21 protein-coding genes and 1 pseudogene are annotated in these 26,353 nt (G+C 61.9%); 6 read left to right on the top strand and 16 right to left on the bottom strand.

The window, feature by feature from the left end:
- Positions 1-53: 53 nt before the first annotated feature.
- From HX824_RS22765 to HX824_RS22755, 3 genes are all read left to right on the top strand, one after another.
- A complete protein-coding gene (locus HX824_RS22765; protein WP_003208002.1) occupies positions 54-818 on the top strand; it encodes an IclR family transcriptional regulator in 765 nt (254 codons plus the stop codon).
- Positions 819-827: 9 nt separating this feature from the next.
- Positions 828-2,036, top strand: coding sequence for an amino acid deaminase (locus tag HX824_RS22760; RefSeq protein WP_003208003.1), 1,209 nt, complete (start codon positions 828-830; stop codon positions 2,034-2,036).
- Between the two features lie 129 nt (positions 2,037-2,165).
- Complete coding sequence (locus tag HX824_RS22755; protein ID WP_177055109.1) at positions 2,166-3,074, top strand: sugar kinase; 909 nt, start codon at positions 2,166-2,168, stop codon at positions 3,072-3,074.
- Positions 3,075-3,190: 116 nt separating this feature from the next.
- Here HX824_RS22755 and HX824_RS22750 read toward each other — a convergent pair.
- From HX824_RS22750 to HX824_RS22680, 15 genes and pseudogenes are all read right to left on the bottom strand, one after another.
- Positions 3,191-3,481, bottom strand: a pseudogene (locus tag HX824_RS22750) (peptidylprolyl isomerase); the annotation flags it as partial.
- Positions 3,482-3,508: 27 nt separating this feature from the next.
- Positions 3,509-6,046, bottom strand: a complete 2,538-nt coding sequence (locus HX824_RS22745; protein WP_023658930.1) for a PAS domain-containing protein — start codon at positions 6,044-6,046, stop codon at positions 3,509-3,511.
- A 135-nt stretch (positions 6,047-6,181) separates the two neighbouring features.
- Entirely contained in the window at positions 6,182-8,140 is a 1,959-nt protein-coding gene (locus HX824_RS22740) for an acetoacetate--CoA ligase (RefSeq protein ID WP_177055108.1), read from the bottom strand.
- 169 nt (positions 8,141-8,309) lie between these two features.
- A complete protein-coding gene (locus HX824_RS22735; protein ID WP_008436986.1) occupies positions 8,310-9,083 on the bottom strand; it encodes a 3-hydroxybutyrate dehydrogenase in 774 nt (257 codons plus the stop codon).
- Between the two features lie 7 nt (positions 9,084-9,090).
- On the bottom strand, positions 9,091-10,482 hold the full coding sequence (locus HX824_RS22730; protein ID WP_177055107.1) for a GntP family permease: 1,392 nt from the start codon (positions 10,480-10,482) through the stop codon (positions 9,091-9,093).
- A gap of 296 nt (positions 10,483-10,778) precedes the next feature.
- Positions 10,779-12,176 (bottom strand): sigma-54-dependent Fis family transcriptional regulator, encoded by a 1,398-nt coding sequence (locus HX824_RS22725; RefSeq protein WP_003208015.1) that lies wholly within the window; start codon positions 12,174-12,176, stop codon positions 10,779-10,781.
- Complete coding sequence (locus tag HX824_RS22720; RefSeq protein ID WP_008436992.1) at positions 12,173-13,744, bottom strand: ABC transporter ATP-binding protein; 1,572 nt, start codon at positions 13,742-13,744, stop codon at positions 12,173-12,175. The genes HX824_RS22725 and HX824_RS22720 overlap by 4 nt, the downstream gene beginning before the upstream one ends.
- Positions 13,745-13,755: 11 nt before the next feature.
- The gene (locus HX824_RS22715; RefSeq protein WP_003208019.1) at positions 13,756-14,778 is read right to left on the bottom strand and encodes an ABC transporter permease; all 1,023 of its coding nucleotides are present in this window, start codon (positions 14,776-14,778) and stop codon (positions 13,756-13,758) included.
- Positions 14,778-15,839 carry a microcin C ABC transporter permease YejB gene (locus HX824_RS22710; protein WP_003208021.1) on the bottom strand — a complete coding sequence of 354 codons (1,062 nt, stop codon included), beginning with the start codon at positions 15,837-15,839 and terminating at the stop codon, positions 14,778-14,780. Before HX824_RS22710 ends, HX824_RS22715 begins: the two co-directional genes overlap by 1 nt.
- Positions 15,839-17,698, bottom strand: a complete 1,860-nt coding sequence (locus tag HX824_RS22705; protein WP_003208022.1) for an extracellular solute-binding protein — start codon at positions 17,696-17,698, stop codon at positions 15,839-15,841. Before HX824_RS22705 ends, HX824_RS22710 begins: the two co-directional genes overlap by 1 nt.
- Positions 17,699-17,838: 140 nt before the next feature.
- Complete coding sequence (locus HX824_RS22700) at positions 17,839-18,120, bottom strand: peptidylprolyl isomerase (RefSeq protein WP_003208024.1); 282 nt, start codon at positions 18,118-18,120, stop codon at positions 17,839-17,841.
- 87 nt (positions 18,121-18,207) lie between these two features.
- Positions 18,208-19,065, bottom strand: a complete 858-nt coding sequence (locus HX824_RS22695; protein WP_102370284.1) for a response regulator transcription factor — start codon at positions 19,063-19,065, stop codon at positions 18,208-18,210.
- A 56-nt stretch (positions 19,066-19,121) separates the two neighbouring features.
- Positions 19,122-20,540 carry an aminotransferase gene (locus HX824_RS22690; protein ID WP_003208028.1) on the bottom strand — a complete coding sequence of 473 codons (1,419 nt, stop codon included), beginning with the start codon at positions 20,538-20,540 and terminating at the stop codon, positions 19,122-19,124.
- Positions 20,541-20,565: 25 nt separating this feature from the next.
- A complete protein-coding gene (locus HX824_RS22685; RefSeq protein WP_177055106.1) occupies positions 20,566-21,666 on the bottom strand; it encodes a polyamine ABC transporter substrate-binding protein in 1,101 nt (366 codons plus the stop codon).
- 104 nt (positions 21,667-21,770) lie between these two features.
- Positions 21,771-22,265 carry a DUF1543 domain-containing protein gene (locus HX824_RS22680; protein WP_003208031.1) on the bottom strand — a complete coding sequence of 165 codons (495 nt, stop codon included), beginning with the start codon at positions 22,263-22,265 and terminating at the stop codon, positions 21,771-21,773.
- Positions 22,266-22,373: 108 nt separating this feature from the next.
- Here HX824_RS22680 and HX824_RS22675 point away from each other — a divergent pair, with 108 nt between their 5' ends.
- Positions 22,374-23,195 carry an aldo/keto reductase gene (locus tag HX824_RS22675; RefSeq protein ID WP_003208032.1) on the top strand — a complete coding sequence of 274 codons (822 nt, stop codon included), beginning with the start codon at positions 22,374-22,376 and terminating at the stop codon, positions 23,193-23,195.
- A gap of 55 nt (positions 23,196-23,250) precedes the next feature.
- Here the strand turns inward: HX824_RS22675 and HX824_RS22670 are convergent, their stop codons facing one another.
- Positions 23,251-23,766, bottom strand: coding sequence for an Hcp family type VI secretion system effector (locus tag HX824_RS22670; RefSeq protein ID WP_003208034.1), 516 nt, complete (start codon positions 23,764-23,766; stop codon positions 23,251-23,253).
- A 476-nt stretch (positions 23,767-24,242) separates the two neighbouring features.
- Between HX824_RS22670 and tssA the strand changes: the two genes are divergently transcribed.
- Both tssA and tssB read left to right on the top strand, forming a co-directional pair.
- Positions 24,243-25,796 (top strand): type VI secretion system protein TssA, encoded by a 1,554-nt coding sequence (gene tssA / locus HX824_RS22665; protein WP_177055105.1) that lies wholly within the window; start codon positions 24,243-24,245, stop codon positions 25,794-25,796.
- Between the two features lie 32 nt (positions 25,797-25,828).
- Positions 25,829-26,326 carry a type VI secretion system contractile sheath small subunit gene (gene tssB / locus HX824_RS22660; RefSeq protein WP_177055104.1) on the top strand — a complete coding sequence of 166 codons (498 nt, stop codon included), beginning with the start codon at positions 25,829-25,831 and terminating at the stop codon, positions 26,324-26,326.
- The last annotated feature ends 27 nt before the right edge of the window (positions 26,327-26,353 follow it).

Here is a 26,353-nt window from a genome sequence, read left to right as displayed (position 1 = left end):
CCACAGGGGGTCTGTGTTGATAGCTACATCTTCAAACGGGACCGACGACTGCCATGACCGAAGACACCATCAAACGCCGCGCCAAAGGCCTCGACCGGGCGTTCGATATCCTCGATTTCCTCAAGGAAATCGGCCAGCCCCTGCGCCCGAATGACATCGCCAGCGGCATCGGCAGCCCCAAATCCACGGTCTACGAATTGGTGGCCTCGCTGCTGGAACGGCGCATCCTCGAAACCGTCGGCAAGGACGGTCACGTCTACCTCGGCCGTCAGCTGTACTTCCTCGGCCAGGCCCACCTGCGCCATTTCGACCTGACCCGCGAAGCCGACCACGCCCTGCAGGAAATCGTCAGCCAAACCCATGAAACCGCCCAGATGTGCCTGCTCAATGGCCGCAAATACACCGTGGCCCTGATGCGCGAAGGCGAGCGGCATTTCCGCATTTCCTCAGACATCGGCGAGAACGCGCCGATCCCCTGGACCGCCTCCGGCCGCCTGCTGCTGGGCCACCTGAGCGACCAGCAAATCATCGACCTGATCGACTACGACGACTTCATCCTCCCGGACGGTCAGCGCCTGCCTCTGGAAACCTTCCTCGGGCAAATCCGTCAGGCCACCCTCGACGGATTCTTCTCCTTCGACAGTGTCGCCGACACCTTTACCCACTGCTTTGCCGCCCCGGTTCGGGACGCCCAAGGCATCAGCATTGCGACCCTGTGCATCGTCGCCCCACGGGCCGATGCGATCAAAAACTACAACGACTACCGCCGGGTGCTGATCGACAGTGCGAACAACCTGGCCCGTCGCATCAACGAATAGGAAACCCTTATGTCTGCCTTCAATGCCGTTGAAAAAGGCGCCGCCGCCATCGGTGCACATCTGGTCCGTGACGTCAGCCTGCCAGCCCTGGTGTTGCACCGTGACGCCCTGGAACACAACATCCGCTGGATGCAGGATTTCGTCAGCAACAGCGGTGCGCAATTGGCGCCTCACGGCAAGACCAGCATGATGCCCGCGCTGTTCCAGCGGCAGATCGAGCAGGGCGCCTGGGGCATCACCCTGGCCAACGCCGTGCAGACCCGCGCTGCGTACGCCGGTGGGGTTCGCCGGGTGTTGATGGCCAACCAACTGGTGGGCGCGCCGAACATGGCGCTGATCGCCGACCTGCTGGCCGACCCCGAATTCGACTTCCACTGCATGGTCGACCACCCGGACAACGTCGCCGACCTGGGCCTGTTCTTCGCCGCCCGTGGCCTGCGCTTGAACGTGATGATTGAATACGGCGTGGTCGGCGGGCGTTGCGGTTGCCGCACCGAACAGCAGGTGCTCGACCTGGCCAAGGCGATCAAGGCCCAGCCTGCGCTGGCCCTCACCGGCATCGAAGGCTACGAAGGGGTGATCCATGGCGAGCACGCCATCAGTGGCATCCGCGAATTCGCCGCCTCCCTGGTACGCCTGGCCGTCGACCTGCAAAACAGCGGCGCCTTCGACCTGGCCAAGCCCATCATTACCGCCTCGGGTTCGGCCTGGTACGACCTGATTGCCGAATCCTTCGAAGCCCAGAACGCCGCTGGCCGCTTCCTCAGCGTATTGCGCCCGGGCAGCTACGTGGCTCACGACCACGGCATCTACAAAGACGCGCAGTGCTGCGTACTGGATCGTCGCAGCGACCTCAACGAAGGCCTGCGCCCGGCTCTGGAAGTCTGGGCCCATGTGCAGTCGCTGCCGGAGCCGGGCTTTGCGGTGATCGCCCTGGGCAAGCGCGACGTCGCCTACGACGCCGGCCTGCCGGTGCCGCTCAAGCGCTACAAGGCTGGCGTGCTGCCAGCCGAGGGTGATGACGTGACCGCGTGCAAGGTCACCGCCGTGATGGACCAGCATGCGTTCATGGTCGTCGCACCGGGGGTTGAGTTGCGCATTGGCGACATCATCTCCTTCGGCACATCCCACCCGTGCCTGACCTTCGACAAGTGGCAAGTGGGTAATCTGGTGGATGAGCAATTGCAGGTGATCGAAAGCCTGCATACCTGCTTCTAGACCGAGTCGCGCCCATCGCAGGCAAGCCAGCTCCCACATTCGACCGAGTTCCTTCAGTTGAAATGCATTCAAATGTGGGAGCGGGCTTGCTCGCGAAGAGGCCCTCCAGTACATCGAGAGACCCCAGGCATGAACACAAAACCCCGCATCGCCCTGATCGGCGAATGCATGATCGAACTGCAACACCGCGCCGACGGCAGCCTGCAACAAAGCTTCGGCGGCGACACCCTGAACGCCGCCGTCTACCTGCGCCGCGAGCTGGGTGAACCGAGCACCGTCGACTACGTCACCGCCCTGGGCGATGACAGCTTCAGCGATGCTATGTGCAAGCACTGGGCCGAAGAAGGCCTGGGCCTGGGCATGGTTCAGCGCCTGCCCGGGCGCCTGCCGGGTTTGTACTGCATCCAGACCGATGCCAACGGCGAGCGCAAATTCCTCTACTGGCGCAATGAAGCGGCCGTGCGCGACTGCTTCACCACACCGGCGGCCGAGCCGATCCTGGCAGCGTTGCCGACGTACGACGTGGTGTATTTCAGCGGCATCACCCTGGCGGTGCTGGGCGAAGTGGGCCGTGCGCGCCTGCTGGAAACCCTGGTCGAAACCCGCAAGCGCGGCGGCAAGGTGGTGTTCGACAACAACTACCGGCCACGCCTGTGGGCCAGCATGGACGCCGCACGCGCGGCGTATCACGCGGTGTTGGCCGAGGTGGATATCGCCTTGCTGACCGAGGATGACGAACGGGCGTTGTTCGGCTATGAAGACAGCGAGCAGGTGTTTGCGGCGTACCCGACGATTGCCGAGGTGGTGCTCAAGCGGGGGGCGGATGCGTGTTTGATTCGCTGGGAGGATGGGCGGTTCGAGGTGCCGGCGCTGGTGGTGGAGAAGGTGGTCGACACTACGGCGGCGGGGGATTCGTTCAGTGCGGCGTACCTGGCCAGTCGGCTCAAGGGCGGCTCGCCGCAGGATGCAGCACTGGCCGGGCATCGGCTGGCGAGCCGGGTGATTCAGGTGCCGGGTGCACTCATTCCCCGAGACTAACGCTGATCGTTCCCACGCTCCGCGTGGGAATGCAGCCAGGGACGCTCTGCGTCCCAAGAGCGGACGCAGAGCGTCAGGTGAGGCATTCCCACGCGGAGCGTGGGAATGCTCAGCCATCAATCGCGGTAAAACACTTGCACCAGGTGATACCCGAACTTGCTCTTGATCGGCCCATGAACCACCTTCACGGGCTTCTTGAAGATCACCGCATCAATCACCCCCACCATCTGCCCCGGCCGCACTTCACCCAAATCACCGCCGCGCTTGGCGGAAGGGCAGGTGGAGTACTTCTTGGCCAACACATCAAACGCTTCGCCCTTGGCAATACGCTGCTTGAGCTGTTCGGCTTCCTCACTGGTTTTCACCAGAATGTGACGGGCTTGGGCTTTCATTGATCGGTCCTGATGTGAAACGGCGCGCGATTATGCCTGAAGTCAAGCCTCTGAGCTGATCATGCTGCGGATTTTGTTGGCCAGCAGGTCAATCGAAAACGGCTTGGCCACCATGTCCATGCCTTCCTCCAGGAACCCCTGGCGCTCGGCGGCTTTCTCGGCGTAACCGGTCATGAACAGCACCTTCAGGTCCGGCCGGTGTTGCCGGGCGATTTCCGCCAGTTGCCTGCCGTTCATCCCCGGCAAGCCCACATCAGTCACCAGCAAATCCACGCGCAAGTCGGACTCCAGCAACGGCAGCGCCGCCCGTGCATCCGCCGCCTGGTGTGCGGTGTAGCCCAGTTCATCCAGCACATTCACCACCAGCATCCGCACTGCCGGGTCGTCCTCGACCACCACCACGGCTTCGCCTTCCAGCGCCACCGGGGCTTCGCCCTGGGTAGCGGGTGTGGTCCGCTCCAGTGCCGTGCCATGCAGGCGCGGCAGGTACAGGCGCACGCAGGTGCCCTGGCCCGGTTCGCTTTGGATGGTCACGTGGCCGCCGGATTGCTGTGCAAACCCATAGATCATCGACAGCCCAAGCCCGGTACCCTGGCCGATGGGCTTGGTGGTGAAGAACGGGTCGAAGGCCTTGGCGAGGATTTTCGCGGTCATGCCTGCGCCGTTGTCGCTCACGCCGAGCATCACATAGTCGCCGGCCTTGACCGGTTCCAGGGTGGTGATGTCGGTGCCGTCGAGGTAGCTGTTGGCGGTCTCGATGCACAATTGCCCACCGTCGGGCATCGCATCGCGGGCGTTGATCACCAGGTTGAGCAGGGCGTTTTCCAGCTGGCTGGCGTCGGTGTTCACTGGCCACACGTCGGTGCCCAGTTGCACCTTGAGTTCGATGTGCGCGCCCTTGGTGCGGCGGAACAGGTCTTCCAGGGACGCCACCAATTGATTCGGGTCGACCGGCTTGCGGTCCAGGGATTGGCGGCGGGAGAAGGCCAGCAGGCGATGGGTCAGCGCAGCGGCGCGATGAGCCGAGGATACGGCGGCGTCGGTGAAACGGCCGATCTCGTCGCTGCGCCCGGCGGCGATATAGCGTTGCATCAGGTCCAGGCTGCCGATGATCCCGGTGAGCATGTTGTTGAAGTCATGGGCGATGCCGCCGGTGAGCTGGCCGACCGCTTCCATCTTCTGGGCATGGCGCAGGGCGTCTTCGGCACGCTCGCGCTCGAACATCTCGTTTTGCAGGCGCTGGTTGGCTTCGGCCAGGGCCTGGGTGCGCTGGCTGACGCGCTCTTCGAGGTTTTCGTTGAGGTGGCGCAGGGCTTCCTCGGTGAGTTTGCGCTCGGTCTCGTCGATTACAAAAATATAGAAACCGTTGACTGAACCGTCAGCGCTGAAACGCGGCAGGTACTTCATCAGCGCGTGGCGTGGCCGCCCGTCATGGTGCGGGGTGACGGTAACGAAACTGCAGGCCTTGCCCTTGAGCGCCGCCTCGATCTTGTCGACGCGCCCGGCATAGATTTCGTCGCCCACGACTTCGCGGATGCTCTTGCCGTACAACTCCTGCGGGGTCATGCCGTACCATTCCAGATAGGCACTGTTGTTCAGGCGAAAACGCTGCTCGTGGTCGACATAACCGATCAGCACCGGCATGGCGTTGATGATCAGTTGCAGCTCGGTCTGGCTTTGGCGCAGGGCCTGTTCGGTGTGCTTGCGTTCGGTCAGGTCGAGGGCGGCGCCGAGAAAACGTGCCGGTCGGCCATGGTGATCCTTGTAGCAACGGCCCCGGGCAAACACCCAGCGCACTTCGCCGTCGGCGCGCTGCAGGCGGTATTCCTCGGCGTACTCGGTGCCGTGGGTGATGCAGTGCTTGATGCTGCGGGCCACCATGCCACGGTCTTCGGGGTGCACGCCTTGCAGGTAGTCGCTGATGGGCAGCAGGTCGGCGTCGCATGGGTCAACACCGTGCAGTTGGGCGAAATGAGCGTCGGCGATAAAGCGGTCTTCGCCGATATCCCAGTCCCAGGTGCCCACGGCATCGGTGGCGGCCAGGGCCAGCTGCAGGCGCTGCTCGGTGTTGCGCTGGGCCTTGAGGCTGTTCTCGGTACGCTGCTGCAGTTCCAGGGCGATGCGCCGGCGCTCGTTGGTTTCGATGGCGGTAATCAGGATCCCGGCGACCTCGCCACGCTCGTCGCGGATCGGGCTGTAGGTCAGGTCGAGCCAGATCTCGGTGTCGCGGTCGTTGCGCTGCAGGACGAAACGCTGCTCGGTGAAGGTGCGCACCTGGCCCATGAGGACGGCGCTGTAGATCGGGTCGGTAAACGGCTTGAGCTCAGGCCAGATCAGGTCAGCCGGTTGGCCGAAGGCGGCCGGGTGCTTGTTGCCGGCCAGCATCGCGAAGCCATCGTTGTAGATCTGGGTGAGTTCGGCGCCCCACAGCAACAGCATCGGCATCGGTGAATGGATCACGATGTCGACGGCGGTACGGAGACTTTGCGGCCAATCAATGGCGTCACCGAGGGGGCTTCGTGCCCAGTCCAGCCGCGCAATCAGTGCTGCGGCCTCGCTGCCGGTGGGTGATACGTTCATGTAAATGCCCTGCGCGTAACGCTTGAAGAATGACAAAAGCCGATTATCCCGCGACCCGGGGCCGGCTTTCCACCCTCGAAAAATAGCATGCTTGAGGGGTTTGTCTTCAAATGAGTGCTTAAAGGCTAAAACGTTTCATCTTTCTGCCAGCTCCGGGCGATCACGAAATTGCTCCAGCGCTTCGGGGTTGGCCAGTGCGTCGGTGTTCTTGACCGCCTCGCCATGCACCACGTTGCGCACCGCCAGCTCGACGATCTTGCCGCTGATGGTGCGCGGGATATCCGTCACCGCGAGAATCTTCGCCGGCACGTGGCGCGGCGTGGTGTTGGCGCGGATCACCTGGCGGATCTGCTGCTCCAGGCCGTCGTCCAGTTCGATGCCATCGTTGAGGCGCACAAACAGCACCACTCGCACGTCATCCTGCCAGCGTTGGCCGATGGCCAGGCTTTCCAGGACCTGAGGCACTTTTTCCACCTGGCGGTAGATCTCCGCGGTGCCGATGCGCACCCCTCCGGGGTTGAGCACCGCATCCGAGCGGCCATGGATCAACAGGCTGCCATTGGGTCGCTGTTCGGCGTAGTCGCCCTGGGCCCACACGCCGGGGAACTGGCTGAAATACGAGGCCCGCAGTTTTTCCTGGTGCGGGTCATTCCACAGGCCGATGGGCATTGCCGGGAAGTGCCGGGTGCACACCAGTTCGCCCTTTTCGCCCACCAGCGGGTGGCCCTGGTCGTCCCACACTTCGATAGCCATTGCCAGGCTCTTGCACTGCATCTCGCCACGGCGCACCGGCAGCACCGGGTTGCCGATCACGAAGCAGGACACGATATCGGTGCCACCCGACATCGACGACAGGCATAGCTCGGGCTTGATCTCGCGGTACACGTAGTCGTAGCTCTGGGGTGAGAGCGGCGAGCCGGTAGAAATCAGGCCCTTGAGGCTGCCCAGGTCATGGCTCAGCCGCGGTTGCAGCCCGGCCTTCTCCAGGATGGCAAGGAACTTGGGGCTGGTGCCGAACACGCTGATTTTTTCCTGGTCGATCAGGTCCATCAGGCGTTCCGGCCCGGGGTGAAACGGCGAGCCGTCATACAGCACCGCCGTGGCGCCGATGGCCAGTACCGATACCAGCCAGTTCCACATCATCCAGCCGCAGGTGGTGTAGTAGAACAGGCAGTCGTCCCGCGACAGGTCGGCGTGCAGGCCGTGCTCCTTGAGGTGGGTGAGCAGCACGCCGCCGGTGCCGTGGATGATGCACTTGGGCACGCCGGTGGTGCCGCTGGAATAGAGGATGTACAGGGGCTGATCGAAGGGCACGGCGACGAAATCGGGCTCACCGCCGGGGCTGTAGAAGTCGTCCCAGAGTGCGACGTGGGCCCGGGTCTGATAATCCTCGGGACGCGCCTGCGGGCGGGCATACGGCACGATGATCAATTGTTGCAGGGACGGCAGCCGTTCGAGGATTTCATTGAGCTTGCTGCTTTGGTCGATGACCTTGCCGGCGTAGCGGTAACCGGCGCAGGTGATCAGCACCTTGGGTTCGATCTGGCCGAAGCGGTCGATCACGCCCTGGGTGCCGAAGTCCGGCGAGGAGCACGACCAGATGGCGCCGAGGCTGGTGGTGGCGAGCATTCCTACCAGGGTTTGCCAGGTGTTGGGCATGCACGCGGCCACCCGGTCCCCCACGCCCACGCCGGCCGCCCGCAGGCTGCGCTGCAGGCCGGCGACATGGCGGGCCAGTTCGGCGTAGGTCAGTTGCTCGCGCTGGCCGTCTTCGCTGATCGCGACCACGGCGGGGTGATCGTCGCGGCGGCGCAGCAGGTGTTCGGCAAAGTTCAGGGTAGCGCCGGGAAACCACTGGGCGCTGGGCATCTCGGCGTCTTCGATCAGCACCGCGCTGGGCGGCGTGCGGAACTGCACCTCAAAAAACTCGACAATCGACTGCCAGAAGTCCGGGCGCTGGTCGATGCTCCACTGGTGCAGGGCCGGGTAGTCGCTGATCTGCAAGGCATGGCGATCATTGATGAAGCGCCGGAACTGATCCATCCGGGTGTTGTGGATGCGTTCGGGGGAGGGTTGCCAGAGTATTTCGGACATAAGGAAATCTCTTTTTTATTATCTGATCTATCTAACGACACCGATCAAAATGTGGGAGCGGGCTTGCTCGCGAATGCGGTGGGTCAGTTCCAGATGTGTTAACTGACACACCGCATTCGCGAGCAAGCCCGCTCCCACATTTGAGCTGCGGTGTCTTGGGAATCGTCGTTTACTGGGCCAGCCAGCCACCGTCGATATTCCACGCCGCGCCCCGCACCTGGCTGCCGGCTTCGCTGCACAGGAACAGCACCAGCTCCCCCAATTGCGGCGGTGTCACGAACTCCAGCGACGGCTGCTTCTCCGCCAGCAAATCCTGCTGCGCCTGCTGCGGGTCAACCCCGCTGGCAATCCGGTCATCAATCTGCTTCTGCACCAGCGGCGTCAGCACCCAGCCCGGGCAGATGGCATTGCAGGTGACATTACTCTGGGCTGTTTCCAGGCCCACCACCTTGGTCAGCCCGATCACCCCGTGCTTGGCAGCGACGTAAGCCGCCTTGCCCACCGAACCCACCAGCCCATGCACCGAGGCGATATTGACGATCCGCCCCCAACCCTTGGCTTTCATGCCCGGCAGGCTCAAACGCGTGCTGTGGAACACCGACGACAGGTTGATCGCAATGATCGAATCCCAGCGCTCCACCGGGAATTCGTCCACCGGCGCCACATGCTGGATCCCGGCGTTGTTCACCAGAATGTCGATGCCGCCAAACTCGCGCTCGGCGTAGGCGATCATCTCGGCGATCTGCGCCGGGTCGCTGACGTCGGCCGGATGATGCCCGACCTTGCCGCCGAAGGCCTGCACCTGGGCGATCACCGCGCTGGCATCGCCGAAGCCGTTGAGGATCAGGTTGGCGCCGGCCTTTGCCAGGCTCAGGGCAATGCCCAGGCCGATGCCGCTGGTGGAACCGGTGACCAGGGCGGTCTTGCCGTTCAATGTCGTCATATCAACCTCACACAACGCCGGTGGCGTAGAAAGTACCAATCACCACGAACACCGCGAGGGTCTTGATGATCGTGATGCCGAAAATATCTTTATAGGCTTCGCGGTGGGTCAGCCCGGTGACCGCCAGCAGCGTGATCACGGCGCCGTTGTGGGGCAGGGTATCCATGCCGCCGCTGGCCATGGCCGCGACCCGGTGCAGTACTTCAAGGGGGATATTGGCCGCATGGGCCGCTGAAATAAAGCTCTCCGACATGGCCGCCAGCGCGATGCTCATGCCGCCCGAGGCGGAACCGGTGATGCCGGCCAGCAGGGTCACGGTAATCGCTTCGTTGACCAGTGGGTTGGGAATGCCCTTGAGCCAGTCCGCCAGCACCAGGAAGCCCGGCAGCGAGGCGATCACCGCACCAAAACCGTATTCCGAAGCGGTGTTCATCGCCGCCAGCAATGCACCGCTGACCGCGCTCTTGCTGCCCTCGGCGAGCTTGCTGCGAATCGCCGAGAAGCCGAACACCAGCACCACGATAATCCCCACCAGCAACGCCGCCTGCACCGCCCAGATTGCCGTGAGCTTGGCGACTTCGGTCTGCACCGGCGCGCTCATGCCCGGCAGGCTGAGGGTGTGGGTCTTGCCGTACCACAGCGGAATCCAGTGGGTGAACAGCAGGTTCATGATGCCCACCAGCAACAGCGGCGACAGCGCGATCCAAGGATTGGGCAGCTTGATGTCTTCGGCGGTTTCCGGCTCGTTGCGCAGCTCGGTCCCATAGCCTTCACCGGCGCGCTGGGCCTTGTTGCGCTGGCGGGCCAGGTACAGCATGCCGGCGCAGAACACGAAGATCGTGCCGATCAGCCCCAGCCACGGCGCGGCCCAGGCGGTGGTGTTGAAGAAGGTGCTGGGGATGATGTTCTGGATCTGCGGCGTGCCGGGCAGGGCGTCCATGGTGAACGAGAACGCGCCTAGGGCGATGGTCGCCGGCAGCAGGCGCTTGGGGATATTGCTCTGGCGGAACATCTCGGCCGCAAACGGGTACACCGCGAACACCACCACGAACAGCGACACGCCGCCGTAGGTCAGCAGGGCGCACACCAGCACGATCACCAGCATCGCCTGGCGGGTGCCGAGCAACTGGATCGCGGCGGCGACGATGGAGCGCGAGAAGCCGGAGATTTCAATCAGCTTGCCGAACACCGCACCGAGCAGGAATACCGGGAAATACAGCTTGAGGAAGCCGACCATTTTCTCCATGAACACCCCGGTGAACGCGGGAGCGACGGCGGAAGGGTCGGTGAGCAGCACGGCGCCGAGGGCGGCGATGGGGGCGAACAGGATGACGCTGTAGCCACGGTAGGCGGCCAGCATCAGCAGCGCCAGGGCGGCGAGGGCAATGATCACACTCATGGTGTGTCTCCATCTGATTGTTATTTTTGTGGGGGTGAGGCGGTGGGGAGGGTCTTTAGCGAGATGTGTGCCAAGTTGTTAACCTGTTGAAATATATAGAGAAATTCTTGATCTGTGAGAGTGTTCTCAAGTTTTGTCCCGAATTTGAGACTGCTGGAGATCAAATGTGGGAGCGGGCTTGCTCGCGAATGCGGTGTATCAGGCAGTAATTCAGGCACTGACACACCGCATTCGCGAGCAAGCCCGCTCCCACATTGGATTTTCTCTGTATTTGGAATTGTGTCTCTTTTTGGAGACTAGGCGATGCCCAAGGCAACCATTTTCTTGTACAAGGTCGACCGGCCCAGCCCCAGCCGCTTCGCTGCCTCCACCACATTCCCCTCACAGTGCTTCAACGCCGCCCCAATCACCTGCCGATCAAACCGCTCCCGGGCCGCGCTGAAACTCTCGCCCTCAACGGTCTCTACCGAACTCTGCTCAACCGGGCTGAACGTACCAATCGCCGCGCGAATTTCACTGGCATCCAGCACCAGGTCATCACTCAACAGCGCCGCCCGCTCCAGCACATTGCGCAGCTCGCGGATATTCCCCGGCCACGCATGCTGCGCCAATAACGCCAAGGCCTCGCGGTCCAGCTCATGCTGGCTGCGCAACTCCTCCAGAATCGCCTCGCTCAACGCCGGCAAATCATCCAGCCGCGCGCGCAACGGCGGCACCTGGATCGGCAGCACATTCAGCCGGTAATACAGGTCCGCCCGAAACTCCCCGCGCTTGATTGCCGCTTCCAGGTCCATGGACGTGGCCGCAATCACCCGCACATCGCTGTGGATCATCTCGTTGGAGCCCACCGGCTCGAACTCTTTCTCCTGCAACACCCGCAGCAATTTGCTTTGCAGTGGTAGCGGCATGTCGCCGATCTCATCCAGAAACAGCGTGCCGCCCTGGGCAATCTGCAACTTGCCGGGGCGGCCCTTGCGGTCGGCACCGGTAAATGCGCCGGGCGCCGTGCCGAAGAATTCCGCCTCCAGCAAATCATGCGGGATGGCTGCGCTGTTGATGCTGACGAAAGCTTTATGGGCGCGAGGCGATGCACCGTGAATCGCCTGGGCCAGCAGCTCCTTGCCGGTCCCGGTTTCCCCCAGCAGCAACACTGGCGACTCCGCGCTCGCACTGCGCCGCGCCCGACGTTTGACTTCCAGGCTGGCCGCGCTGGTGCCGATAAAGTGCGCGAAGTTGTATTTACTCTGCCGCGACCTCAGCAGCGACCGAGTGGAAGCCAGTTCCTGCTGCATGCTCAGGTAACGCTCGATCAGCGGCGACAGGTTGCGCAGCTCATCAAACAACGCAAACCCGATGGCGCCGATCACCTTGCCGGCGTCGTCATGGATCGGCAGGCGCATCACCACCAGCGGGCCTTTGGGCGTGTCCTGGATATCCAGCAATATCGGCTGGTCGTTACGCACCACCTGGCGCAACAGGCTGTTGGAAATCACCTGCTCGCAGGGTTGCCCGATGGCTTCGTCGGCGCTTTTCAGGCCGAAGCGCTTGGCGTAGCGCTCGTTCATCCAGACGATGTTCGCGTCACCGTCGACAATCACCGTGCCTTCGCTGGACTGCTCGATGATCTCGAACAGCGACTGGATCGCCAGGCCGCGAACGTATTGGTAATCCTTGAGGCTGCCAGTGGTGCTCATGGGTGCGCCGCCGCGAGGAGTTCCCGGGTGTAAGGGTGTTGAGGCGCGGCAAACACTTCATCGCTGGGCCCGCGTTCCACCACCTTGCCGTCCTTGATCACGATCATGTCGTGGGCCAGGGCCCGCACCACCGCCAGGTCATGGCTGATAAACAGGTACGTCAGGCCGTACTTTTCCTGCAGCTCAAGCAGCAGGGCGACCACCTGTTTCTGCACGGTACGGTCCAGCGCCGAGGTGGGTTCGTCCAGCAGGATCAGCGCCGGCTTGAGCACCAGCGCACGGGCGATGGCGATGCGCTGGCGCTGGCCGCCGGAGAATTCATGGGGGTAGCGATGGCGGCTGGCAGGGTCCAGGCCCACGTCTTCCAGCACGCGAATCACTTGGGCTTCGCGGTCCTTGAGGCTGCACGGCGCATGCACTTCCAGGCCTTCGCTGATGATCTGCGCCACCGACATCCGCGGGCTGAGGCTGCCGAACGGGTCCTGGAACACCACCTGCATCTGCTTGCGCCACGGTTGCATCTGCTTTTGCGTCAGGCCGTCGAGGGCCTCGCCCTGGAAGCGAATCGCGCCGCTGGAATCCAGCAGCCGCAGAATCGCCTGGCCCAGGGTGGATTTGCCCGAGCCGGACTCGCCGACAATCCCCAGTGTCTTGCCGCGCTGTACCTCCAGGCTGATGCCATCCACCGCTTGCAGGTACTGCTTGCGCCGGAACAGTCCGCCGCCCAGCGGGAACTGCACACTCAGGTTATCCACCTGCAACACCGTCTCCCGCGCCTCGTGATTCAAGACGATGCCTGCCGGTTCAGCATCCAGCAGCAGGCGGCTGTAAGGGTGCTGCGGGGCGCAGAACAGGGTTTCGCAATCCGCCTGTTCGACAATTTCCCCGGCCTTCATCACGCACACCCGCTGGGCAATGCTGCGCACCAGGTTGAGGTCGTGGCTGATCAGCAGCAGCGACATGCCCAGGCGTTGTTGCAGGGACTTGAGCAGCAGCAGGATCTTGCGCTGCACCGTCACATCCAGTGCAGTCGTCGGCTCATCGGCAATCAGCAGTTCCGGTTCACAGGCCAGGGCCATGGCGATCATCACCCGCTGGCGCTGGCCGCCGGAGAGTTGGTGGGGGTAGGCCTTGAGGCGTTCCCGGGGCTTCTGGATGCCCACCAGTTCGAGCAATTCGAGGATCCGCGCCTGGGCCTGTTTGCCGCCCAGGCCCTTGTGCAACAGCAGGGTTTCGCCGATCTGCTTCTCGATGCTGTGCAGCGGATTCAGGGACGTCATCGGCTCCTGGAAGATCATCGCAATCCGGTTGCCCCGCAGTTTTTGCAGGGTGGCGGGCGAGGCGCCGAGCAGTTCCTGGCCGCGATAGCGCACCGAGCCGGTGGTTTCGGTGCCGGCTTCGGGCAGCAGTTGCAGGATCGAATGGGCGGTCACCGATTTGCCCGAACCCGACTCGCCCACCAGTGCCAGGCACTCGCCGGGGCGCACGTCCAGGCACAGCTTGCGCACCACGGTCTGGCCGTTGAAGGCGACACTCAGGTCGCGAATCTCGATCAGGTTTTCAGTCATCTCAACGGCCTTCATGAGCGTGGGTCGAAGGCGTCACGCAACGCCTCGCCGATAAACACCAGCAACGACAGGATCAGCGCCAGGGTGAAAAACGCGGTCAGCCCCAGCCATGGTGCTTGCAGGTTCTGCTTGCCCTGGGCGATCAGCTCACCCAGTGACGCGCTGCCGGCGGGCATGCCGAAACCGAGGAAATCCAGGGCGCTCAGGGTAGAAATCGCCCCGGTCAAAATGAACGGCAAGTAGCTCAGGGTGGCGGTCATCGCATTCGGCAGGATATGCCGGCGGATGATCTTGCCGTCCCCCAGGCCCAACGCCCGCGCGGCCTTGACGTACTCCAGGTTGCGCCCCCGCAGGAACTCGGCGCGCACCACGTCCACCAGGGCCAGCCAGGAAAACAGCGCCATGATCCCCAGCAACCACCAGAAATTCGGTTCGACAAACCCTGACAGGATGATCAACAGATACAGCACCGGCAGCCCGGACCACACTTCCAATATTCGTTGCCCGAGCAAGTCGACCCAGCCGCCGTAATATCCCTGCAAGGCACCGGCGGCGATGCCGATGGCGGCGCTGATGGCGGTGAGGGCCAGGGCAAACAGGATCGACACCCGGGCGCCGAAGATCACCCGCGCCAGCACGTCGCGGGATTGGTCATCGGTGCCCAGCCAGTTCACGCTGGAGGGCGGGCTGGGGGCAGGGCGGGTCAGCTCATAGTTGGGGGTGTCGTCGCTGAACGGGATTGGCGGGAACAGCATCCAGCCGCCGTCCTTCTTGATCAGGTTCTGCACGTATTCACTGCGGTAATCCGCCTGGAACGGCAGTTGCCCGCCGAACTCCTGCTCGGTGTAGCGCTTGAACACCGGGAAATACAGTTCGTTCTGGTAGCTGAGCACCAGGGGTTTGTCATTAGCGATCAACTCGCCGCCGAGGGTCAGGATAAACAGGCCGATAAACAGCCACAGCGACCACCAGCCGCGGCGGTTTTTCTTGAAGCGTTCAAAGCGCCGACGGGCCACGGGAGAGAGCTTGAGCATCAGGCGTTCCTCGCGGCGAAGTCGATACGCGGGTCCACCAGGGTGTAGCAGAGGTCACCGATGAGTTTTATCAAAAGGCCAAACAGCGTGAAGATAAACAATGAACCGAACACCACCGGATAATCCCGTGAAACTGCAGCTTCGTAGCTCATGCGACCGAGGCCGTCGAGGGAGAAGATCACCTCGATCAGCAGCGAACCGGCAAAGAACACCGCGATAAATGCCTGGGGAATCCCCGAGATCACCAGCAGCATGGCATTGCGGAACACATGCCCGTAAAGCACCCGGCGTTCACTCAAGCCTTTGGCCCGGGCGGTGACCACGTACTGGCGGGTGATTTCATTGAGGAACGAGTTTTTGGTGAGGATGGTCAAGGTGGCGAAACCGCCGATCACCAGGGCGCTGACCGGCAGTACCAGGTGCCAGAAGTAATCGGCGATCTTGCCGACGGTGCTCAACTGGTCGAAGTTTTCCGAGACCAGCCCGCGCACCGGAAACCAGTTCAACGAAGTACCGCCTGCGAACACCACGATCAGGAACATCGCAAACAGGAACGCCGGCATCGCATAGCCAATCACGATCGCGGTGCTGCTCCACACATCGAAACTGCTGCCATGGCGCACCGCCTTGCGAATGCCCAGCGGGATCGACACCAGGTAGGTGATCAAGGTGGCCCACAGGCCGAGGGAAATGGTCACCGGCATCTTTTCGAGGATCAGGTCGGTCACGCTTTTGCCACGGAAGAAGCTGTTGCCGAAGTCCAGCTGGGCGTAGCTCTTGAGCATCAGCCACAGGCGTTCCGGCGCGGGCTTGTCGAAGCCGTATTGTTTTTCGATGTCCTTGATCAGTTTCGGGTCCAGGCCACGGCTGGCCCGGGAGCCGCTGCTGAGGCTTTCGGCAGACGAGCCGCCGACGCCACCGCCACCGATGCCTTGCAGGTGGGCGATGGCCTGTTCCACCGGCCCGCCGGGCGCGGCCTGCACGATAACGAAATTCACCAGCAGGATAATAACCAGGGTGGGAATGATCAGCAGCAAGCGCCGCACGATATAGGCAAACATCAGCGGGCTCCCGGGCGTTTGGTCAGTTCGGCTTTCATCTGCTCGTTAGTGAGCGGTGTGGGGCTGATTTCCCACCAGGTTTCCAGGGCCTCATCGGTCTTGGCTTCCACGGCCGGGCGGCCGAAGCGGTTCCACCACGCGGCGGAGGTGCCCGGCGGGTAGTAGTTGGGGATCCACAGGTAATTCCATTGCAGCACGCGGTCCAGGGCGTGGGCGTAACTGAGCATCAGCGACTGGGTATCGGCCTTGACCAGGCCGTTGATCAGGCTGTCGACGGCCGGGTCTTTCAGCACCATGTAGTTGTTGGCGCCGGTATCAAACGCGGCGGCCGAACCGAAGTAGTTGTACAGCTCCATCCCCGGCGAGGTGGTAACCGGGAAGCCGGTGACGATCATGTCGTAGTCCCGGGCCATCAGGCGGTTGACGTATTGCGAGGAGTCAATGCGGCGGATGTTGAGGGTGATGCCGATCTGCGCCAGGTTGCGCTTGTACGGCAACAACAGGCGCTCAAGGCCGTTCTGGGCGTTGAGGAAGGTGAACTCCAGCGGCTCGCCCTCGGCATTCACCAGCTTGTCACCGTCGGGCTTCCAGCCGGCCTGTTCCAGCAGGGCCAGGGCTTGCAGCTGCTTGTCGCGGATCATCCCGGTACCGTCGGTGGTGGGGGCCTTGAACACCTGGGTGAAGACTTCGTCGGGAATCTGCCCGCGCAGGGGTTCCAGAATCGCCAGCTCCTGGGCGTCCGGCAGTTGGGTCGCTGCCAGCGGGCTGTTGGAGAAGAAGCTTTGCTGGCGGATGTACATGTTGCGCATCATCTGCCGGTTGGCCCACTCGAAGTCCCACAGCATGGCCAGGGCCTGGCGCACGCGGCGGTCCTTGAACATCGGTTTTTGCACGTTGAACACGTAGCCCTGGGCCGGCTGCGGTGCCTCCTTGGCCAGGTGCGCGCGTTGCAGACGGCCGTCATCGAGGGCCGGGCCGTTGTAGCCGATGGAGTAGCCGGTGGCGGAGAATTCGCGGTTGAAGTCGTAGGCACCGCCCCGCAGGACCTGGCGCGCGACTTCGGTGTCGCCGAAGTATTCCAGGCTCAGGTGATCGAAGTTGTACAGGCCGCGGCTGATGGGCAGGTCTTTGCCCCACCAGTTCGGGTCACGCTTGAACGTGATGGTGTTGCCGGCATCCACCTTGCTGATGGTGTAGGGGCCGCTGCCGAGGGGAATCTCGTAGCCGCCGCCGTCGGCGAAGTTGCGGGTCTTCCACCAATGTTCGGGGAACACCGGCAGGGTCGCGACATCCAGGGGCAGGGTGCGGTTTTCATTGCTTGCGAAATCGAAGCGCACCTGGCGCGGGCCTTCGACTTCGACGTGTTTGACGTCGGCGAACAGCGTGCGGTAGCGCAGGCTGCCCTGGGTCATCAGCAGGTCAAAGGAGTAACGCACGTCTTCGGCGGTGATCGGTTGGCCATCGGCGAAGCGCGCCTTGGGGTTCAGGTAGAAACGCAGGGACAGACCGTCGTCTGACCGCTCCATCTTTTCCGCCACCAGGCCGTAGACCGTGTAGGGCTCGTCCAGCGAACGCAGGGCCAGGGGCGAATACAGCCAGCCGTCGACCTGGCTGACCCCGATGCCTTTGTCGCCATAAGGCAGTACATGGTCGTAGCGCCCGATTTCGATCGCCGAACGCCGCAGGCTGCCGCCCTTGGGGGCATTGGGGTTGGCGTAGTCGAAATGGGTGAAGCCGGGTTGGTATTTGGCCGGCTCGCCGTACACGGTCAATGCCGATTGCGGCGCGGCGATCACGGCGGTGCTGGCCAGCAACAGGGCCAGGGTGGAGCAAAACAGGGTAGAAAAAGCGACTCGCATTATCAGCCTTGGGCGCCGGGTGAAGAGGTAAAGGGATTTGTACGCTATGCGCGTACGCCTCGCCAGTCATCACACTGTCACAGATGCACAACGGCCCACCAAAGGGTGGGCCGTTGTTTTAAACATTAGCGCGGACTGGATCAGTCCTGACGGCTGGTTACTTCCAGCAGGTGATAACCGAACTGGGTTTTCACTGGGCCTTGCACGGTGTTGACCGGGGCGCTGAATACGACGGTGTCGAATTCCTTGACCATTTGGCCCGGGCCGAACGAACCCAGGTCGCCGCCTTGACGGCTGGACGGGCAGGACGAGTTGGCTTTGGCAACTTCGGCGAAGTCGGCGCCGCCTTCGATTTGCGCTTTCAGTTCGTTGCACTTGTCTTCGGTGGCAACGAGGATGTGACGGGCGGTGGCTTTGGCCATGAGGGGTATCTCCTTGGGTAAAAATGCTGAGCGTACCGGATTCAGGTGGTTATTTCCTGGCAAAGTTCCCCTGGGTTGCCTGGACGGTCAGGATCGGGCCATTACGCCGCTGTGGGTCAGCCAATCGATAAACAGCGCAAACAGCTCCGCCTGGGAGTTGATTTCAAGCTTGGTATACAAATGCTTGCGGTGCATGCGCACGGTTTCCGGGGAAATGCCCAGCACCTGCGCGGTGGATTTCACCGAGTGCCCGCGCAATATCAGGTGGGCGATTTCCCGTTCGCGCACGGTCAATACGCCGCTGCCAAAATGCATGAACGCCGCTTCAATCTGCTGATGCACCTGGGTCTGGGTGAAGGCCTCGTCGCTGATCACCTTGCACAGCCCGCCCGTGGTGCCGAAGCGGCGTAGCAGTTCGCGCACGATGGGTTGGGCGGTTCGTTGCAGTGCCAGTTGTTCGTCGCTGAACTGGCCGGCACTCAGCCCCTGGAACATGCACAACGAAATCTTGCTGTTGGGGCACAGGTCGACGATGTAGTAGCTCTCCTGGGCGCCGCCGCTGCGCAGGTAGTAGGTTTTGTAGTACTCGCTGTTGAAGAAATCGTCCGGGGCGATCTGCGCCAGGTGGTAGAAACCTTCGGCCAGGCCCTTGTCTACCGCGAGGCAGAACGGGTCCAGCAGGTAGCCCCGGGAGAAGTAACGGTTGATGATCTCTTCGTAGTGCGGCCGGGGGATGCCTTGCTGGTAGAGCAAGTGTGGCGCCTGGCCCTGGCGCTCCAGGCTGATCATCATCGATTCGATAGGGGTCAGCGCACTGAGGGCGCAGGCCAGGTGTTCAAGGAATGACGCTTCGTCGACGCTGGCGAAGGCGTGGGCCAACGCACCATTCCAGGCGTCAAGCACCTGGAAGGACGGGGCAGGGCAGTGATCGGCATGCTCGTTCATGCCGGCCAGTCTACCCGCCGGCCAGGGCCCCGGCAAAAGCACCGGGGCGCCCAGGCTCATCGGCCTTGATACTCGCCGCTCTGGCGCAGCTCTTCGGCGGTGTCGAGGATGCACTGGCGCAGGATTTCCACCACTTGATCCACCTGGGCATGGGTGATGATCAGCGGCGGCGACATCACATTCAGGTGGCCAATGGGCCGTACCAGCAAGCCTTTGGCCTGGGCCCGCAGGTGGATCTTCTCGCCGATGTTCACCGCGTCCGGCAGCAGCGCCTTGGTGTGTTTGTCGGCGACGAACTCAATGCAGGCCATCAGCCGCTGGCAGCGCACGTCGCCCACCAGCGGCAGATTGGCCAGGGTTTGCAGGCGCTGTTCGAGGTACACGCCGACGTCTTCGACATGGGCCAGCAGGTTTTCCCGCTCGATGATCTCGATGTTCTTCAGCGCCGCCACGCAACTCACCGGGTGGCCGCTGTAGGTGAACCCGTGGGTAAAGCAGCGGCCCTTGCCCGGCTCGCCGATCACTTGCCAGATGCGCTCCGAGAAAATACACGCGCCCAACGGCAGGTAGCCGGACGTCAGGCCCTTGGCGGTGGTGATGATGTCCGGTTGCATGTCGAACACTTCCTGGGAGGCGAAGAATTTTCCCAGCCGGCCGAAGGACGTCACCACTTCATCCGCCACGTAGAGCAGGTCATAACGTTGGCAGACTTCCCACATGCGCCGGTGGTAACCCTTGGGCGGAATGATCACGCCGCCCGAGCCCATGATCGGTTCGGCAAAGAACGCGGCCACTTTGTCGGCGCCGATGGTCAGGATCTTGTCTTCGAACTCATCCACCAGGAAATCGAGGAACTGCGCCTCGCTCATGCCCTGCGGCGCCCGGTAGTAGTTGGGGCACGAAATGTGGTGGAACAAGTCGCTCATGAAATCGAATTCCGGCGCGCGGTCGGCGGCCTTGTTGCCGATGGACATCGTGAGGAACGTCGAGCCGTGATACGCACTGAAGCGCGAGATGATGTGTTTCTTCTCATGCTTGCCGCGACTGTTCTGATAGAACTGCACCAGACGATAGGCGGTATCGACAGCCGTGGAACCGCCGGTGGTCAGGAACACATGATCAAGATCGCCGGGAGCCAGGCTGGCAAGCTTGGCGCACAGTTCGATAGCGGTGACGTTGGCCATGTCGCAGAACGGGTTGGAGTACGCCAGCTGGCGAACCTGGTTGGCGATGGCGTCTGCCATTTCCTCGCGGCCCAGGCCGATATTCGTACACCACATGCCGCCGACCGCATCCAGGTAGCGGTTGCCGGCGGTGTCGTAGATGTAGGCGCCGTCACCCGCCGCGATATTCAGTGAGCCTTGTTCACGGTGTTCGTCGAACATATGAAAACCGTGCATGTAATGGGCCTTGTCGGCGGCGTCCAGTTGGTCGTGGTCGAACTGGGCGAAAAAGTCAGGATTTGGCAGGGTCATGGCGTTTACCTTCAATGGCTGGGTTTCACTTGCCGGTCTTCACGGCATTCCAGGTACGGGTGATCAGGCGCACGGCGGCTTGGGACTGGCTTTTCTGGGTGAACAAGCGTTGCATCGTCGCCGAGTCCGGGTAGATGGCCGGGTTGTCGCGTATATCGGCATTTACAAAGGGCTTGGAGGCCAGGTTGCTGTTGGCGTAGTGAATGGTGTTGCTGACGCCGGCGATCACTTGCGGTTGCAGGAGGAACTCGATGAACTTGTGGGCATTCGCCACATGGGGTGCGTCGGCCGGGATGTAGAAGTTATCGAACCAGATCAGCGAGCCTTCCCTGGGGATGAAGTAACCCAGGTTGACCTTGGCCCCGGCTTCCGCCGCCCGGGCCTGGGACGTGGCGTAGTCGCCGGACCAGGTGGTGGCCATGCATAGCTCGCCATTGGCCAGGCCGTTGATAAAACCGCTGGAGTCGAATTGGCGGATGTACGGGCGCACGGCCATCAGCACGTCCTGAGCGGCCTTGAGGTCTTTGGGCGCCACGCTGTTGGGGTCCAGGCCGAGGTAGGTCAGGGCCAGCGGGATCATGTCGGTAGGGGAGTCCATGAAGGTGATGCCACAGTCGGCGAAGCGCGAAACGATCTTGGGATCGAAGATCATCGCCAGTGAGCCGATGGGCGCATCTGGCATGCGTTCCTTGATCTTGTCGATGTTGTAGGTCACGCCATTGCTGCCCCAGGTGTAAGGCGCGGAATAGGTCACGCCCGGATCATGGGTTTCCAGGCTTTTCAGCACTTGCGGGTCGAGGTTGTTCCAGTCCGGCAGCAGCGCTTTGTTGAGGGGCTGGAAGGCCTTGGCCTTGATCAGCAGCGGCACCAGGGACGCGTTGAGCACCACCAGGTCATAGCCCGAACGCCCGGACAGCAGCTTGCCCTGCACGGTCTCGTAGGAATCGTAGGTGTCGTAGATCACCTTGATGCCGGTGGCTTTCTCGAAGTCGGCGAGGGTGTGTTCCCCGATGTAATCGGCCCAGTTGTAGATGCGCAAGGTGTTGCCCGGGTCGTCAGCGGCCTGGCTGACGGACGTTGATGCAAGCAAGACAGCGCTGAACAGGGCGATAACGGCTTTATGCATGGCGAACCCACCTTGATGTTGTGCTTGTTGTCAGGCCGAGGGGCTGATTGCACTTTCAGGCAGGTGGCGGGTGGGGCGCCATACCCTGTTCGGGTAGGAGGCGGTCAGGGCAGTACGATGTAGTCGTTTCGCGTGATGACCGGGCGGTGTACGCCGGGTTCCAGGTGGATGTAGCGCCCGTCTACCAGGTCGATGGGCAGGCAGTCGTCGATATCCAGTACGCCGTCGGTGTGGGATTGCGTCCAGTGCGTGAGCATCTGCTGTTTGCCTTGGGCTGCCGCCTCCCTGGCCGTGCGCGCAACCACCAGCAGGTAGTGGTGTGCCTCGCCAAAGACGTTCGATTCATACCCGCCCAGGTTGATGAAGTACAGGCGCGGCGCCCCGGCGTTCGGCGCCAGGTGGCTGAGCTGGACTTTCCAGCCGTCAACGCCATCCACCGTCATCCAGGAGTCGATATGCACACCTTTCTGGCTGCCAAACCAGCCCTCGCGCAGTTGCGGGTAGGCGGCTTCCAGGGTGTCGGCGACGGCGAACACCACATCATGCACTTCGATTTTCGCCCGGGGGTGCTTACCCCCCAACATGACCACAAACAGCATTGCAGGCCCTTTCTATGGCTGGGATGGAAAGGGCCACCTTCCTTCGATTGAACCCTTTTGTCCAGTCGGTGCCACACTGTTAATTCGCAAATTCATCAGGAGGTTGTCATGCGCACCATTGATCTGGCCGGCGTACCCGTCCCTGTCATCGGCCAGGGGACCTGGCGCATGGGCGAGGATCCCGGCAAGCGCAGCGCCGAAGTGGCCGCGTTGCAACTGGGTATCGATGAGGGCATGACCCTGATCGATACCGCTGAAATGTATGGCGAAGGCGGTGCCGAAGAAGTCGTCGGCGAGGCGATTCGCGGCAAGCGCGACCAGGTGTTCCTGGTCAGCAAGGTGTACCCGCACAATGCCAGCCACAAGGGCATTCCACGTGCATGTGAGGCCAGCCTCCAGCGCCTGGGCACCGACTACATTGATCTGTATCTGTTGCATTGGCGTGGGCAATACCCCCTTGAAGAAACGGTAGAAGCCTTCGAGCGCTTGCGTGAGGCAGGCAAGATCGGTCGTTGGGGTGTGTCCAACTTTGATGTGGCAGACCTGCAGGAGCTGGCTTCCCCGGCCTGTGCCACCAATCAGGTGCTCTACAACATCGAGGAGCGCGGCATCGAGTTCGACCTGCTGCCATGGTGGCAGCAACACAATTTACCCTTGATGGCCTACTGTCCCATCGCCCAGGGTGGCGAGCTGTTGGCCAGCCCGACCCTCAAGCAAATTGCCCGTCGCCACGAGGTCACACCCGCCCAGGTTTCCCTGGCCTGGGTCTTGCGCCAGGACGGGGTGATCGCGATTCCCAAGGCTGTTACGCCAGAGCATGTCCGGCTCAATGCCGCAGCGGCGAAGCTGGTGCTGGATGAGCACGACCTGGACGCGATTGACCGGGTTTTTGGGGCGCCGAAGCGCAAGCATCCGCTGGCGATGGTCTAGTGGCCGACAGAAACGGTGCCGTCCATGGCGATGCCGTTTCTGTTTCGGTGGCTGCTTAGCCGGCTACCGGGCTGCGCCAGTCATCAGAGCCAGAGGTACCGGAGACCTCATGGGTCCAGACGATTTTCCGGTAAGTGAAATACACATCCTCCAGGTGCGTGAAGTGTGCGTTGTTCGGGTCCTGGCAATTGGGCATCCGTGACTGGATGTCCACCAGGATCGCGTCTTCCAACTCGATGGTGAAGTAGTGTTCCTGGGTTCCGGCTGAAGAGGTTCGGTACCACTCAAGGCGGCACTTGACCATTTCCCCGGAGGTCAATGCGCTGAACAGCAATGGCGACGATTTATCGAATACCTTGCTGATCATCAGGGGCTTGTGCACACGCTGGCCGGTGGGCTGGCCGGATTGCGGGTCACGGGGAATGATCACCTGATGCTGGAATGCTTCCACCAGGATCTGGTCTTCATGGCCTTCCTGGTAAATGTTGCCGACCGAGTCCTGGGTGAACGTGCCTGCCGTGATCAAGCCTTGCTTGGTGCCGGTGATGGATAGATACGCGGGTGTTGGCATGACGGTTTTCCTTGCCTGATAAATGAGGTCGTCCCGGCCGACGGACTTGCCGGCCGGGTAATGCTCGATATCAAGAAGCGTGCCGGAAAGTTCGAGCGTCAATGAAAGCAGGGGGTTAAGGTTTTATCGGTTTTTATTTTGAGCGGCATTAAAGGTTTTAATTCGATTTAGTTGTATTTGTTTGCGCAGGAGTGTGCAGTTAGTTGCTCATGTTGAAGGGAGGTGTTATTCGCAGAGTTCACGTCATTCATGATGATGCCTGGCGCCTTGGCTGCGCAAATTCTTGCGCGTCGGCGATTTTTCTATTCTTGTAGGAAACTCCTTAACTGCTATTTGGTGGCTTGAACAATGCTTTTTGTATGGATAAGGTTCGTGCTCTTCTCGTAGGGAAGGCAAACTTTAATCAATGTCCTGATGTGCGCTTGAATGGCCATTAGTTCACTGAACATGTTCAGGAAAGTAAAGTGCGGCCCATAATGGTTTACTCAGACAGGCTTTCCGATTATTACCTCGAACTTGCGCAGGCACCCAACTCGAAAACGAGTTATGCGGGGGCCGATATGCGTTTTTCGACCGAGTATGAGGCGCTTGAAACTGAACTGGGCAAGGCGCACTCCATTCACGGAAACAGTCAGCCTGACTGGCAATGGGTCGTGGAAAAAAGCGAGGCGCTGTTACGCCACCAGTCCAAGGACTTGCGGGTCGCTGTCTGGTTGACCTGGGCCTTGCATCAGCGCGAGTCCTTCCCCGGGCTACTCGCAGGCCTCGGATTGCTGCGCTACCTCTGTGAGCATCATTGGGCGGTCGTTTATCCGGGCAAGCTGCGTACCCGCAGTGCCGCCTTTGGCTGGCTGGTCCCGCGCCTCGAGCAGGTGCTTGCACAACCTGTTTCGCTCAAGGATCAGCGGCCCTTGTTCCACTGCATGCTCGAACACCTGGCGCGGCTGGACGAGTTGTGGACCGAACACCTTCTCGAAGATGCGCCACTGTTACTGCCGGTTCGCAGGCAGCTGTCGGACCGATTGCAACAGTCCACCGAAAGCGAACCTCCAGCAGGCGGTAGCACAGGGGTGATCGCCCATATCAGACAGGTCGCGACTCAGTTGATGGCGCCCGAGCCCATTGTGGAAAACGAAAAGGACGCCCACAAGCTGCTGCGCACGCTGCAGGAACATGCCCGGCCCTTGTCGGCCTGGTGGCAGCGCCAGAATGCCACTGACCTGCGCGCACTGCGTCTGAACCGAACGTTGACCTGGCTGACGATCACCAGTCTTCCGGACTGTGACAGCGAACAGGTAACGCCTTTGCGCGGGCCGGCGCCCGACAAGCTCAAGCGGTACCAGGAGCGCTTTGCCCAAGGGCAGCATACCGACCTGCTGCTGGAGCTTGAGGGCAGCCTGGCCGGAGCACCTTTCTGGTTCGACGGCTTGTACCGGGTGTGGGAGTGCCTGCAGGCACTCCAGGCCGACCTGGCCATGACCGAGCTGGAAGTGCACTTCGCGCTGTTGCTCCAGCGCTTGCCGGGGCTTGCACAGCTGCGCTTCCACGACGGAACACCCTTCGCCGACGACGTCACCCGTGGCTGGATCAACACCCAGGTTGCCCGCTATTTGCAAGCCCCGGTCCCACTCAGGTCGGCACCTGATGCCCCGACTGCGCCTTGGGACAAAGCGTTGCACCACGTCATGCCCGTGCTGCGCAAGGACGGGTTCAAGGTGGCTGTGCGGTCCCTCAAGCAGGGCATGCAAACCGCAACAGGTGATCGTGCCCGGTTTCATTGGCGGCTTGGCCTGGCCAGGTTGTGTTTGCTGGCAGGCAAGCATGACCTGGCCAAAGTCCAGCTCGATCACCTGGACCACGAGCTGCAGCAATCAGGTCTGCAGCGCTGGGAGCCCGAGCTGGCGGTTGAAGTGCTGCAGCTCTTGCATGGCTGCTGTGACGTATTGCCCCAGAGCCATTCCGTGCGTGAGCGCAAGGAAGATGTCCATCGCAGGCTGTGCCACTTCGATCTCGAAGCGGTACTTGAATAGGCTTTCGAGCCCCCCGAAAAAGGAGAAACACCATGGCGAAAGAAGGTTCGGTAGCCCCCAGGGAACGCATCAATATCACGTTCAAACCCGCCGTCGGCACTGCGCAGGAAGAGGTCGAGCTGCCGCTGAAATTGCTGGTGCTTGGTGACTTCACCCAGCGTGAAGACCTGCGCAAGCTCGAAGACCGCAAGCCCGTCGGCATCGACAAGAACAGCCTCGACGAGGTGCTGGCCAAGCAGGCCTTGAGCCTGGCCTTGAGCGTCCCCAACCGGCTGCAGGATTCAGCCGAACCTGACGAGTTGGCGATCCGGGTCAGGATCAATTCGATGAAGGACTTCAATCCTGCACAGCTGGTTGAGCAGATACCCGAGCTGAAAAAGCTCATGGACCTGCGCGATGCACTTGTGGCGCTCAAGGGGCCGCTGGGCAACACGCCGAGCTTTCGAAAGGCCATTGAAAATGCCCTCGCCGATGACGATTCGCGCAAGCGGGTATTGGCTGAATTGGGGCTGGACATCTCCGCCGTATGACTCTCTCAGTTAAAAGGACACTGACAC

Origin of the sequence: Pseudomonas sp. D4002, from assembly GCF_013385665.1 — a bacterium.
GTDB lineage: Bacteria > Pseudomonadota > Gammaproteobacteria > Pseudomonadales > Pseudomonadaceae > Aquipseudomonas.
Note: the sequence above shows the minus strand (reverse complement) of the source record. Positions and strands in the feature narration are given on the sequence as shown.